The sequence below is a fragment of the Acinetobacter sp. SH024 genome (assembly GCF_000163635.1).
Taxonomy (GTDB): domain Bacteria; phylum Pseudomonadota; class Gammaproteobacteria; order Pseudomonadales; family Moraxellaceae; genus Acinetobacter; species Acinetobacter pittii.
The window spans coordinates 13,093-27,377 of record NZ_GG753601.1; the positions used below are offsets into that span (position 1 = coordinate 13,093).

Below are 14,285 nucleotides of genomic sequence, written 5' to 3' on the forward strand. Positions count from 1 at the left end.
AAAAAATACACATAAAATTTATTATTTGCTGTTTTGCTTACTACAGAAAGATTACAATAATGGCTAATAAATAGATTAATCAACACAATCTTTCTAGGCATGTTATGACTTCAATGTCGAACAACACCCAAAAGCATTTTATTGTTGAGCAAATTCCACTCCCAACTTGGGTGAGTGATGAAAATGGCTTGATATTATATTGCAATATAGAGTGTACAGAATATTGGTTGGATACTTTTTCTCCATTGCCAGCGCAATGGCTAGATTTTATTTATCCTACCGATTTAGATGAAGTCAAAAACAGATGGCTCGAAGCAATTCGCCTACAAAAAAGAATCGAATTAAAATGTCGACTTTTACGAGCTGGAAATCAATATAGATGGTGCAAACTATCGATTCAAGCATCTAAGTATCGCAGCTCCTCACAAACTAGCGAATGGTATGTTAGCTTTTTAGATATAGATCACGATATTCAAGAACAACAAAACTTGCAAAAGAACATTGAAATACAAAATCAGATGTTAGATATCAGTGTAGATTGCATTAAAGTTTTAAATGTAGACGGCACACTTTCTCACATGAACAAATCAGGGTGCCTCGCTTTAGGTGTACCTGTTGATGAAACAGAATTTGGAATGAAATGGCTCGAACTATTACCACCGCACATTCGTAAACGCGGTCGAGTCGCTTTGAAAAAAGCTCTTCAAGGTAAAGTTGCTAGATTTGCAGGAATGAGCTGTTTGCCAGATCAGGATCCTGAGTATTGGGATAATATGCTTACCCCGATTCATCGGGAAAATGGTGAAATTGGACAAATCCTTTGTGTCTCACGTAATGTTACTCAACAACATTTGGCAGAAAACCAGCTTAGGAATATGAGTGAGAGAGATGAACTGACCGGATTATATAATCGGCGTTCATTTAAATTTCAACTTAAGCGTACTCTCTCATATTCAAAAGACACTCAAACAAGTGTAGGGTTACTTTTAATTGACCTCGACCACTTTAAACATATTAACGATACTTTAGGGCATAGCGCAGGCGATCATCTATTAAAAGTTCTCTCCAAACGCTTTAGTCATTGTGTAGATGATGAAAAGTGCGTTGTCGCGCGACTAGGCGGAGACGAATTTGCGGTTATTATTAATAACCTTAATTCTGAAAATGATGTCCGAGAGTTAGCAGCCATTTTACTTCAACAGTTAAATCAGCCGATTACCTATTTAGGTAATGTCTTAAATGGTGGGATGAGCATTGGCTGCGCAATTTACCCGCAAGATGCCGTAGACCAGTCAGGTTTGCTCAGTTGTGCCGATATGGCATTGCATGATTTAAAAGCGCGTGGTCGTGGTGGTATTCGCATGTATGATCCATGCATGATGCAAATGACTGAAACTGTCGCTTCTCAGCTTAATTTAGCTCGTCAGCTGATTCGCCATCATACCATCCAACCCTATTATCAACCTAAAGTAGACCTAAATACCCATCGTGTAGTGGGATTTGAAGCTTTATTAAGATGGCATACAACCTCAGCTCAAAGAGGCTACCCAGCACAAATTGCGGAAGCTTTTAAAGATTATAATTTAGCGAGTAAGATCGGTGAAACGATGCAACACCAAGTTTTACGTGATATCGCTAAATGGATAAATCTTGGTATTACCCCACTCCCTGTTTCACTAAATGCTGCACCAGTTGAGTTCTTAAGAGATAATTATGCTGAGAGACTTTTGAAAAAGGTTAATCAATTTCAAATACCGACGCATTATATTGAAGTGGAAGTCACTGAGCACATGCTAGGCGACCGAGGCTCGGAATATGTGATCCGTGCACTTAATAAATTAAAACAGCATGGGGTACGTATTGCACTTGACGACTTTGGGACAGGTTTCTCATCGCTAACCCATATTCGCGATTACCCGATTGACAGTTTAAAAGTAGATTGTAGCTTTATCCAAAAGATGCAACATGACCCATCAATTTATGCGATTGTCCAAGCAATTGGTTTACTCGCTCCAAATTTATCACTCGGGCTTATCGCTGAAGGAATTGAAACTCCTGAACAAGAAGAACTACTTCGACAATTTGGTTACAGCATAGGCCAGGGGTTCTTGTTTGAATCTGCTATAGATGCTACTCAGGTTATTTCCATACTTAAACAAAATCAGCCTTACTTAGAAAGTCATTACAATCTTTGAAAATAAGATGTTTAATGAACCTTTTAGTTTTTATTCATACTAAAAATAAACAATAATTTTTTAAAAACTGTTCATAATATAAGCATAAAGATAATAATTTCGGTGTTTCCGCACCATACATTGTCACAAGACAATAAGGAGCAATATATGAGTTATCACCATATCTTGGTTCCAGTCGATGGTTCTCCTACTTCACTTATTGCCGTTAATCATGCAACAGCAATTGCTAAGGCCTTTGGCAGTAAAGTGACTCTAGTATATGCACTTACCATAGATCCTTTCATTTCTGTAGAATTCATTGATAGTACAGAATTAGCACAGGATTATTTTAATAAAGCTAGAGCATCGATTCAGAGCATTTTAGACCAAGCTAAAGAACAATTTAGCCAACATGGAATTTCTGTTGAAACAAAAATTGTTGAGGGTCAAACAATCCACACAGAAATTATTAAAGCAGCTAATGAGCTAAAAGCAGATTTATTAGTGATTGGCTCACATGGGCGAAAAGGGTTTAAAAAGTTCTTCTTAGGAAGTGTGACTCAAGCCCTTTTAGGAGAAATTCATTTACCGGTATTAGTCGTAACTGAATAGTTTTCTAAAACTAAAAAAACCGATCTTTATAGATCGGTTTTTTAATGCACTGTATTACTTAGCCTTATAGGTGAACTTAATGAGAGATCCTGGGTTTTCTAATGTATTTGTTACTGAGCCATCATCTTTTTGGACATTTCCGGCAGTATCAGTTAATACATATAAGACATTCCCATCTGGACTTGCAATCACATCACGATAACGGTTGTTGCTCTTAAACATCGGTACAGCGTCATCATAAGTAGTGCTATAAGTTGGATCTAACTTAATACGGAAAATGACACCACGTTTTAAAGATGGAACCAATAATGTATTTTCCCAACCAGTAATTGCTTTTTTACCGCCCTTATAGACATAGGCAGATGACGGTGCAACTGTTGGCCAGCAAATGTAGGTCATCTCTCCACAAGTTGGATCGTTATAGTTGTAGGTATCTTGAACGGTATATAAAGTTTTTAATGGTGGGACAAAGTTTTTACCAGTCCATTCAGATTCTTTCGTCACAGGGACCCCTGCGGCTACTTTTACTCCATTTTGAGCTAAATCCTTAATTGACTTATTGGCTGCTGCTGAATAATTTGCATAAGCATAGCCACTATCATCTTTATAACCTGCTACATTCGGCCAACCATAATTGCCACCTTTGACAATGAGGTTAATTTCATCGTCAGAGTTTGGGCCTTGTTCAGACTGCAATAATTTACCATTTGGAGTGAATGCTAAGCCCTGCGGATTACGATGTCCAAGTGTATAAATATGGCTAACCACCCCGTTAAAACTTGGATTATCCTTTGGAATACTTCCATCAAGATTTAAGCGTAGTACTTTACCCATATAGGTGTGATAGTCTTTACCATTCAGTTCTTGTTGAGTTGGCGTATGTTGTGCTTGATTTGGCAAGAACAAATAAGCAAGCTGGTTACGCCCTTGGTCACCAATCGTATAATAAATCTTTTGATCTGGCCCAATGACAAGACGACCTGACTGATGGTCTTTTGATGAAGGTAATCCTGCTAATAAATCGACTGGCTTCTCGAGCGTATCTGTTGATTTATTATAGGTATAACGACGAATAATCGTTTGGTTCGGTAATTCTTTATCTGTAGATTTCGGATTTTTAAATGTACCTGAAATATAGATATAAGGATTATTTTTAAAATCAGGATGGAAGGCAAAACCTAATAAACCATTCTGCCCATCAGCATCATTGACAATCTCTGGTACCTGAAAAACTGTTTTTACACTACCCGACTCTGGATTAACTCTTAGAATCTTACCTGTTGCTCGCTCAGTTAACCAAATTTGATTATCTGGTCCCCATAACAAAGCATGCGGCTTATTTAGATTAGATAGAATAACTTTCTTGTCAAAGTTCTCTGATTTCGCTTTAGCAAATTGAGATGGAGTTAGAGGAACATCAGCAAATGCTGAGAGTGTAACTAGCTGAACAGCGCTTAATAAAGCAATTTTAGCCAATAAATGTTTATTCATGTGTCCACCTTATAAATTGTCAAAATTTTCCGAGAATTTTTAAACCTCTAATAAAGGGTTTGTACGAGTTCTCTATATGATTTGTATTATGATGAATAACGAATCTATTAAAATCTAAATTTCTGAAAGGCTCTGTTGCATAAAAGTAGCTATTAAAACTGAATAAACTCTCTTTAAGATGAGCAACTTAACTATACGATTTATCTATTCTATTAATTTTATATCTGAAACTTTTTTGAAATGTCCATGAGTTAAATAAATATTTATTAACGAAGTAATTGATAGTTAAAAATTAATACTCAAAGAGACAATTCTAATTATAAAAATATACATCACTAAAGACTAAAAATTAGAAGCTGTAATTGAGAGCTATTTTTACAACGAAGGTGTCTTATGTGTGCAAACTTTAAACCTATTAAGAAAATACATGCTAATCAATTAGAGTTATTTGAACCCACTTTTGAATATAAGATGGATATTTTCCCAAGTGATGATTGCCCACTCATTTTATCGAATGAAAATGAGCTTGAGTGGAGAAAAGCTAAATTTGGAATGCTTCCCCCTTATGCCAAAGAAATTGCATTCAAATATGCAACGTATAATGCCAGAACAGAAACAGTACAACAAAAGCGCTCTTTTAAACATTCTTGGTTAAATGATCAATTTGCGCTTATTCCTGTTGAAGCCATTTATGAACCTAAATATGTCAATGGAAAAGCACATTGGTATGGTATTTTCCGGCAAGATGGGCAACCTTTTACCCTTGCTGCGATCTTTGAGGAAACACTTATTGATGGACAGAAAATTAGGTCAATGTCGCTATTAACAATTAATGCTGATCATCACCCTTTCATGAAACAATTTCACAAACCTGATGATGAAAAACGTTCGGTTATTGTGATACCTGATAATCTTAGAAATGATTGGCTCAACTGTACTCATTCTGAAGCCAAAGATTTTTTCTTAGATATGCCTGCGAATGAATTTGCCTCAATGCCAAAAGCTGAAATGAAAAATTATAATTAAATCGGTTTAGTCGACTTAGGTTAGTCAGCCTTAAAAACTTATGCTATTCTTCGGGCACTTTTAAATGCCTCAAACTCTCTATACCTATGATACTTACGCCACCTTAAGTTTATTTACCCCTATCCCTTGTAAATAACTCATCACTGTTTAGTGATGTGGTGTAGTCATTTGTGTTGGTATATCACATCACTAGCCTTTCAAAATTTAGAACTTAGGCTATTTCTCATGTTATCGAATGTCCGAGAACAATGGTTCTCTAATGTCCGCGCAGATATTCTTTCCGGTCTTGTTGTGGGTCTTGCTTTAATTCCAGAAGCAATTGCATTTTCAATTATTGCGGGTGTAGATCCCAAAGTCGGTTTATATGCATCCTTTTGTATTGCCGTTATTATTTCTTTCGTAGGCGGTCGTCCAGCTATGATTTCGGCAGCTACGGGTGCCATGGCTTTGGTTATGACAACGCTCGTAAAGGAACACGGGCTTCAATACTTATTCGCTGCGACAGTATTAACTGGCGTCATACAGATTTTGGCCGGATATTTTAAACTTGCCAAACTCATGCGTTTTGTTTCTAAATCGGTGGTTATTGGATTCGTTAATGCCCTTGCCATACTCATCTTTATGGCTCAATTACCAGAATTGGTAAATGTGACGTGGCATGTCTACTTACTAGTAGCAATTGGTTTAGGAATTATTTACCTTTTCCCCTATATTCCAAAAATTGGAAAGTTCTTTCCCTCGCCCCTTATTTGTATTGTAGTAGTAACATTACTCGCTATTTTTTTAGGGTTTGATGTTCGAACTGTTGGTGATATGGGTTCATTACCAGATACGTTACCTATATTTCTAATTCCGAATATTCCTTTAAATTTAGAAACCCTCCTTATTATTCTTCCATATTCTTTAACCCTTGCCGCGGTTGGCTTACTTGAATCAATGATGACTGCAACAATCGTTGATGAAATGACAGATACATCTAGTGATAAATTTCAAGAATGTAAAGGTCAAGGCATTGCAAATATCGCTTCAGGTTTTATGGGCGGCATGGCTGGTTGTGCCATGATTGGTCAATCAATGATTAATGTAAAATCGGGTGGTCGCACACGTTTATCCACTTTCTGCGCAGGTATATTCTTACTTATTTTAGTTGTATTTTTAAGTGACTGGTTAAAGGTTATTCCCATGGCCGCTCTGGTTGCCGTCATGATTATGGTATCAATTAGTACTTTTGAGTGGAGTTCACTGACTCAATTTAAAAATAATCCTAAAAGTAGTAATGTCGTTATGATCGCAACCGTTATTGTAGTAGTTGCTACCCATAACTTAGCGTTAGGTGTATTAACTGGAGTATTACTTTCAGCACTTTTCTTAGCAAATAAACTTGAAAATGATATTCGTATTGAAACTTCATTCGAGGGTCAAGCTCGTCTATATGAATTAAGAGGTCAAATATTTTTTAGTTCATCTGAAAAATTTATGCAAGGTTTTAACTTTAAAGAAGATGTTAAAGAAATCATTATTGATCTCACCCATTCTCATATTTGGGATGTGACTTCAGTTGCCATGTTAGATTCAGTTGTGAATAAATTTCAAAAGAACGGTATTCAGGTAACGGTTCGCGGTTTAAATGAAGCCAGTTCAATCATGATTGATAAATATGGTACTCATGCAAAAATCTAAAAAAGGTCCTTCAGGACCTTTTCCAATTTCAAGACATACTTCTTATTAAGGTGATTTATATAACAATCGATTTGGGCTACCAGAAGGATTTTTTACCACATTACTACTTGCTTGATTTAAAAGATTGGTCGAGATTGTCTGAGGTGTTGTAGTAGGCGTACTTTGCAACATTTCAGCTACGACACCGACAACATGTGGAGTTGCCATTGAAGTTCCATTCAAAACTTTAGTTGCTGTATTACTCCCAATCCAAGAAGAGTTAATCTGGCTTCCAGGCGCAAAAATATCAACACAACTTCCATAATTCGAATAACTCGCTCGAGTATCTGTACTATCTGTAGCAGCAACAGTAATTGCCTTACTTACTCTAGCAGGTGAAGTACTACAAGCATCTGTATTCGAGTTTCCTGCAGCCACAACCATTACATAACCATTATTAAATAAATTTTCTACTGCACTATCCAAAGATGCGTTTGCTTCACCACCTAAAGACATATTCACTACAGCTGGCTTTTTACCATTTTTTAATATCCAATCTAGCCCCGCAATCACATTACTCGAAGCACCAGAACCATCACATCCTAAAATCCGAATAGGCACTAAGCTTACATTCTTGGCAACCCCATAGGTACTACCACCAACTGTTCCTGCCACATGTGTACCATGACCATGACAGTCACTTGTTCCATTACCATCAGATATCGCGGTATAGCCACTTAATACCCGTCCAGAGAACTGTTGATGTGTAGACAATATTCCTGTATCAACAATATAAGCGGTTGTACCTGAACCTGTTTGTGAGTACGAATAGGCTGAATCTAGAGGTAAGTTTTTTTGGTCAATACGATCTAGTCCCCAATCTGGGTTACTTTGTGTAGTGGCATCAATTTTCATGATTGTGTCATTTTCAACTGAAACGACTTTCGGATTTTTTTTCATTGCTTCAACAAAAGCAGTACCAGCAACATCGGGTAAATAAATTGCAAATCCCTTAAGTACAGCATCATAGGTCTGTAATACCCTCCCGCCATGTTGTTTAGCAATACCTTGTGCAAACTCGTTAGAAGAACCCACATCCTTATTAAGAATAACAATATATTGATTTTTAATAATTCCTTTTGCTTCAGATGAGCCTAATACAGAATTTGTTGTAGCAGGTGCAGCATAGGTTAAATGGCTCAGCGCTATTGTTAAAAGAAAAGTCGAAACTTGACAAAACTTCATAGAAAATCTCCATATTTTTTACTTTAGACATCATTGTTATGATCAGTACAGTCTTTATATTTAGGCATTAACATCTTTAGAAAGGAATTTTTATTATATTCTCCATATATTATAACCACGTCATGTTTTCATAAAACTTGGACCTATACAATGCTATTATCTTTTTTCATTTAAAATTGAGAACCAATTCAAATAAACCAATACATCAAACATTTTAGAATAAATAATTATCTTACTTTATTTATAATTTAGTTTAGGTAGGATGTATAATGTAAAAATATATAATCATTAAAAATAATATAAATGTAGAAATAATGAGATATGTTCCAGTTGTATTAAAGCTTTTTAAAAATTTCCAGATATCCATAAATAAAAATATAAAACAGTAAGTTATGAAAATTCTTGCAAATTATAATATAGCCTTCAACTAAAAGAGATTTACAATTTTTTAAAATATATGTGTTCAGTATCAAATATGTAAAGATATATTGCAAAAATATGTGATAATTAAGGAAATGTGCAGTCCTTTAAATGGCATAATTAATAAATACCAAAATCAATTATATTCTATAGTTTTTTAATTTTAGTTCTGGCAGCTCAACCTTACAACCAGCTAAATGATGCCTACAATTAACGCTATATTCGATAAAGCCATCTTTAATAAAGTAATTACAATATTCATTTATACTTATGATGGGATCAAATGTCGGTTTTTCCAAGTTACCATTAAAAAACCATTGGTTGCCGTTAGAGAAAGGATAATGTACAGGAATATAATGAAGATATCCGCAAGCAGGACACATATGTTTATACATGCCTCCTTCGAAATACTGTACTTTCATTAACACTCCTTTAAAAATAAAAAAGCCAACTCATAAGAGCCGACTAAACCATTTATTTACAGATGCTATATATTATTAAATTATGTGCTATAGCCTTCTCTCTTTTATTTTTCTGTTTTTAATTTATCTAACCTATATGACAAATTCATGAAGTTCCGAGTGTAATCTCACACTTTGTTAGTTTGGTAAAATATATTTTATATAATCTATTAATTAAATGATAATTCCAGTTAAATAATGAAAAGCAAATACTAGTTTGTTTCTTATTTGGCAGAGGGCTATGTGATTAACTCATATTAATCATTAAATAGATATTACCGCCATATCCAAGAACAAAATTCGATTTATCTTATTGTTTTAAAAATCAAATAAAAAAGTCCGCATCTTGGGAAGCTACGGACTTGAAACTCAACTAAACAACAGCTAAACATTTTGCCGCTTAGTGAGAAAGCACTATCTTTTTAATCTAATTAAGTTCTATAGTCAGGTCAATAAGGATACTTAATTTTTATAAAAATTAGGTTGAGTTGTGATTTATCTCACATTTTATCTTCTAATAAGTTTAATCTGTTTTTCTTTACTCAATTACATTCTATTTCAAACACTTAAATTAAAATATTATTAAAGTAATGATTTAAAATAGAATAATGGTTAATTTTAGGAATAAGCTTGAAAGAAACAAAATCCTGATCTTGCCTTTTCTTCATTTCAAAATAATTTTGGCTTTGCCATTTCAACTCATCAAGTTCGAGTTCACCACAGAAAATTGAACATGGAGTGGTAATTCGTTTTGACTGATGAACAGGGCTGTATTTTAAGATATCTTCGCTTGAAAGATTGAGAGCATGATTTAAATGGGTACTTTGTATAGGCTCTAGATCATAAATTCCACTTAACAAAACCATCTCAGATATCAGTGGATGATCTAATGACAAAGCGGCCAGATGTGCTCCTGCCGAATGCCCAACTAAAACCACCTCATCAGTTTTCCAGCCTTGCTCTCGAATAAAATCGAGAGCTTGATTAACTTGAGAAGCAATATCTGAAATTTTACTTTGTGGTGCCAAATCATATTCTAAAAGAACGCACTGGACTCCTTTTGCTAGAACATACGGTACGATGAATGCAAAATCTGATTTATCACACCATTGCCAATAACCACCATGAATAAAAATAACAGTCTTTTTGGCTTGCTCTAATGGAAATAAATCTAAAGTCGACCGTGAGTGCTTACCATATTGGATATCTGCAATATGGGTAAATTTTTGATAGCTCACTAAGCTTGTTCTTTTAAATTCTGCCAATATTTCATGTTCATTCGCTACGGTTCTAGAATTGTCATATGGTCGCATAGATCTCTCACTTCAATGATTCTTCATGAGCATTTAAAGTAAGCTTGGCTGATGATCGCTTTAAATAGTAAAAAACCGTAAGAACAACAATTAATGGCACTCCAAATTGTAAAGTTGACTTAAATTCATTGGTAAACCACGTTGTGATCGTAATACTCAAAATTGCGATTAATCCCAACAGTGAAATTAACAGGCTCGCTGGAACCTTAAACTTTAATTGCTGGCCTTGTTGTGCCATTTTCCGTCTAAAAAACATATGAGTAATGAAAATACTACCCCAAGTGAACAATGCACCAAACATAGATAAAGCAATCATGATCGGGAATGCCGAGCTCGGATTAATGGTATAAACAATACTAGCAACACCAATACCAACAGCTGACAATAACAACGCATTAATTGGTACGCCATTGTGACTAATACGACCAAATAGTTTTGGCGCATCCCCTGCTCGTGACAAGCTAAATAGCATACGTGTTGAGATATATAGCATACTATTCATGGCTGACAAGGCCGCGACAATTACAATAAAATTTAAAATACTGTCTGCATATGGAATCCCTACAATTTTCATCACCATCACAAAAGGACTGGTCGCGTCAGCTCCAATTAAAGTTGTCCAAGGAACAAGTGCCACAATAAGAAATAAAGACAGTAAATAAAATAGGATTAAGCGAATTGCAGTACTTTTAAAAGCTTTCTTAACGGCTCTTTCCGGATCTTTAGCCTCACCTGCTGCAACAGCGATCATTTCAATACTTAAATAACTAAATATTGAAATGATTACTCCAATCCAGACTCCACTAAAACCATGAGGGAAAAAGCCCCCATGCTCAGTTAGATTAGAGACAACCTGAGCTGTTCCTCCATGACTTTGGGTCAAAATACCAATTGCTAAAAGAATAAATACAATAATTGCAAAGACTTTTATGGTCGAAAACCAATATTCAACCAATCCAAAAGCTTTAACACTATATGCATTAACCACAAGTAACGTCAGCGAGAAAAACGCAATCCAGCCCCAAGAACCTACATGAGGAAACCATAATTTCATATAGTCAGCCACCGCTGTAATTTCTGTACCGACCGCTAATACAATACACGCCCAATAACAATAACGGACTAAAAACCCAGCAAGCGGACTTACATAATGCTCAGCATATGCCCCAAATGAACCTGACGTAGGGTGCTGGACTGTCATCTCAGCCAAACAAGCCATAATAGCAAATGCGATTAAGCCTCCAATGGCATAACTCACAATGACAGCTGGGCCAGCAAAGCTAATTGCGAACTTGCTTCCCATGAACAGCCCTGTACCAATCGCTCCACCAATTGCAATCATTCCCATCTGTTTTGCGGATAATTTTTTATGTAAACCCGCTTCTCGATTTTGTATTTCATCAAAACTGCTCATAGGCCCTCCTAGCCATTTTTCTAATGTTGATATCTAACGATCAGGTCACTTCACTGCGCACCAGATAACGTTCATTTTTCCATTCACTATTCAGCATAATTTGCTTAAGTTGTTGTACGGCATTCCAAATATCTTCAAATCCTAGATATAAAGGTGTAATTCCAAAACGTAATACTTCCGGCTCTCGGTAATCCCCAATCACACCACGAGCAATCAGCGCTTGAATAATTTCATAACCAAACTCATGTCTATAACTGACATGACTGCCACGATATTTATGATTTAAAGGTGTAATCAGTTCAAAACCAAACTGGGCACACTCTTGTTGAACAAGTTGAATAAATAAATCAGTTAATTTGAGTGATTTCTCGCGTATTTGTTGCATATCAGCTTGTAAGAAAATATCGACACCACATTCGATTAGGCTCATAGAAATGATGGGTTGAGTTCCACACAAATATCGACGAATACTGTTAGCTGGTTCATAGTGCTGAGCCATATCAAATGGTTTCTTGTGGCTCCACCAGCCTGAGAGAGGTTGCCAGAATTGATCACGATGCTTTCGATTTACCCATAACAACGCTGGAGAACCTGGGCCACCATTTAAATATTTATAAGTACAACCGATGGCAAAATCACTATTGCTCTGATTAATATCCATAGGCACCGCACCAACTGAATGACATAAATCCCAAATAATCAAAGCATCTTTAGCGTGAATTTGTTGATTAATAGATTCCATATCATAGAAATATCCAGTCCGATAATTCACATGAGAAAGAACAACTACCGCCACATCTTTTGCTAAAACACGAGATAAATCATCGGCCCCATCAATCAATTCAACTTGATAACCCTGATGAATCAAATCGATAAAGCCTTCAATAATATAAATATCGGTTGGAAAGGCATCTTTTTCTGCAACAATAATTTTACGTTCCGGAAATTTTTCAGCTTGAATTTTTACCGCTGCTGATAAAACTTTGAATAAATTTAGGGTCGTTGAGTCTGAAATAACGACTTCACCTTTTTCAGCGCCGATAAGCTGCGCGACTTTATCTCCGAGTCTAGTCGGTAGTCCCCACCAATCTGCTTTATTCCAACTATTAATGAGGTCCTCACCCCACTCTTTTGCAATAATATGCTGAGCAACCTCTAATGATTTTTTTGGTCTTGCACCCAAAGAATTACCATCTAAATAAATGACATTTTCTGGTAGTGCAAATTCGTCTTTAAACTTTTTGAGTTCATCTTCCTGATCCCAATAGAGGCATTGTTCGTGAGTAATCATTTGTTATTTCACCTATTTTCAACATTTCCTTTGTATTTGAATTTTATCACGCTAATTCTTTCGATTTATTCGATAATATTTGATTAAAATTTGCTATTTTCGTATAAAATTCGAATTAAAATTATAAAACATGGATGAAATTCGAAAATGAATGTAGATGCAATTGATCTTAAAATTTTAAAACATTTACAAGATAATGCTCGGTTAAGTAACCAAGAACTGGCCGATCTCGTTAACCTTTCGGCTTCAGCTTGTCATCGGCGAGTTAAAATTTTAGAAAGCAATGGTGTAATTGAAAAATATCAAGCGAAAGTTAATTATGAAAAACTAGGTATAAAAATTGAGGCAATTGTCGAAATAAAGCTTGCCCAACTCACAGAAAATGATCACAACTTCTTTTTAAGTCAGATCAAAAATTTTGATGAAGTCATTAATGCTTATATTATTACTGGTGAATCTAATTATGTTTTACACATTGCGACCAAAGATTTGAGTTCTTTTTCTCATTTCGTCATTAATACCTTAAATAAAATAAAAGGTGTAGTGAGCATCAATTCCAAGATCATTTTACAAAAGATTGTGCAAAAGCCACTTTGATCCCTTATTTTTAATTAAAGAGACATCTCATGATCGAAACAAAACGTTTAATTTTAAGACAATGGAAAGAAAGTGATGTTGAGCCTTTTATAACAATGGGCTTAGATCAAGATGTTATGCAATTTTTCCCAAATCTATTACCCCCCCAAGAAAGCCATAATTTAATCCAAAAAATTTCATCTCTAATTGATGAAAATGGTTGGGGCTTCTGGGCAGTAGAATTAAAAGAAACCCATCAATTTATCGGGTTTATTGGTTTACATAGCCAACCTGAACAATTTGACTTTTCTCCATGTGTGGAAATTGGGTGGCGACTTGCAAAAGACTTCTGGAAACAAGGTTATGCAACTGAAGGAGCAAAAGCGGCTTTAGACTATGGTTTTAATGTACTGAATTTAGATAAGATCGTTTCATTTACCGCTAACATAAATACACCCTCTCAAGCCGTCATGGAAAGACTTGGAATGCACAAAGTTAAAAACTTTGATCATCCCAAGGTTCCTCTCCATCACCAACTAAAAGCACATGTGTTATATGAAATTACAAGCTCTTCATTTATTTTTTGATTAAAGTCAAAATTTT

12 protein-coding genes are annotated in these 14,285 nt (G+C 35.4%); 6 read left to right on the forward strand and 6 right to left on the reverse strand.

Annotation, left to right across the window (positions count from 1 at the left end; translation table 11 throughout):
* Window positions 1–104 precede the first annotated feature (104 nt).
* Both HMPREF0013_RS12720 and HMPREF0013_RS12725 read left to right on the forward strand, forming a co-directional pair.
* Window positions 105–2,195 carry a putative bifunctional diguanylate cyclase/phosphodiesterase gene (locus HMPREF0013_RS12720; protein WP_002120960.1) on the forward strand — a complete coding sequence of 697 codons (2,091 nt, stop codon included), beginning with the start codon at window positions 105–107 and terminating at the stop codon, window positions 2,193–2,195.
* A gap of 147 nt (window positions 2,196–2,342) precedes the next feature.
* Complete coding sequence (locus HMPREF0013_RS12725; protein WP_002120966.1) at window positions 2,343–2,786, forward strand: universal stress protein; 444 nt, start codon at window positions 2,343–2,345, stop codon at window positions 2,784–2,786.
* 54 nt (window positions 2,787–2,840) lie between these two features.
* On the opposite strand, the gene HMPREF0013_RS12730 is transcribed toward HMPREF0013_RS12725, so the two are convergent.
* On the reverse strand, window positions 2,841–4,277 hold the full coding sequence (locus tag HMPREF0013_RS12730) for a glucose/sorbosone family PQQ-dependent dehydrogenase (protein WP_002121021.1): 1,437 nt from the start codon (window positions 4,275–4,277) through the stop codon (window positions 2,841–2,843).
* Between the two features lie 393 nt (window positions 4,278–4,670).
* Between HMPREF0013_RS12730 and HMPREF0013_RS12735 the strand changes: the two genes are divergently transcribed.
* Window positions 4,671–5,303, forward strand: a complete 633-nt coding sequence (locus tag HMPREF0013_RS12735; protein WP_002121044.1) for an SOS response-associated peptidase family protein — start codon at window positions 4,671–4,673, stop codon at window positions 5,301–5,303.
* Window positions 5,304–5,528: 225 nt separating this feature from the next.
* Window positions 5,529–6,983, forward strand: coding sequence for a SulP family inorganic anion transporter (locus tag HMPREF0013_RS12740; RefSeq protein ID WP_002120970.1), 1,455 nt, complete (start codon window positions 5,529–5,531; stop codon window positions 6,981–6,983).
* A 45-nt stretch (window positions 6,984–7,028) separates the two neighbouring features.
* On the opposite strand, the gene HMPREF0013_RS12745 is transcribed toward HMPREF0013_RS12740, so the two are convergent.
* From HMPREF0013_RS12745 to kynU, 5 genes are all read right to left on the reverse strand, one after another.
* On the reverse strand, window positions 7,029–8,207 hold the full coding sequence (locus tag HMPREF0013_RS12745) for a S8 family peptidase (RefSeq protein WP_002120963.1): 1,179 nt from the start codon (window positions 8,205–8,207) through the stop codon (window positions 7,029–7,031).
* Window positions 8,208–8,767: 560 nt separating this feature from the next.
* Window positions 8,768–9,049: a DUF6527 family protein gene (locus HMPREF0013_RS0105355; RefSeq protein ID WP_005073920.1), complete on the reverse strand. Its 282-nt coding sequence runs from the start codon at window positions 9,047–9,049 to the stop codon at window positions 8,768–8,770.
* Between the two features lie 605 nt (window positions 9,050–9,654).
* The gene (locus HMPREF0013_RS0105360; protein WP_002115660.1) at window positions 9,655–10,401 is read right to left on the reverse strand and encodes an alpha/beta hydrolase; all 747 of its coding nucleotides are present in this window, start codon (window positions 10,399–10,401) and stop codon (window positions 9,655–9,657) included.
* Window positions 10,402–10,408: 7 nt separating this feature from the next.
* The gene (locus HMPREF0013_RS12750) at window positions 10,409–11,815 is read right to left on the reverse strand and encodes an amino acid permease (protein ID WP_002115664.1); all 1,407 of its coding nucleotides are present in this window, start codon (window positions 11,813–11,815) and stop codon (window positions 10,409–10,411) included.
* Window positions 11,816–11,855: 40 nt separating this feature from the next.
* Window positions 11,856–13,106, reverse strand: coding sequence for a kynureninase (gene kynU, locus HMPREF0013_RS12755; protein ID WP_002115601.1), 1,251 nt, complete (start codon window positions 13,104–13,106; stop codon window positions 11,856–11,858).
* Window positions 13,107–13,253: 147 nt separating this feature from the next.
* Between kynU and gigD the strand changes: the two genes are divergently transcribed.
* A complete protein-coding gene (gene gigD, locus HMPREF0013_RS12760; protein WP_002115591.1) occupies window positions 13,254–13,703 on the forward strand; it encodes an Lrp/AsnC family transcriptional regulator GigD in 450 nt (149 codons plus the stop codon).
* Between the two features lie 29 nt (window positions 13,704–13,732).
* Window positions 13,733–14,269 (forward strand): GNAT family N-acetyltransferase, encoded by a 537-nt coding sequence (locus HMPREF0013_RS12765; protein WP_002115646.1) that lies wholly within the window; start codon window positions 13,733–13,735, stop codon window positions 14,267–14,269.
* Window positions 14,270–14,285: the final 16 nt, after the last annotated feature.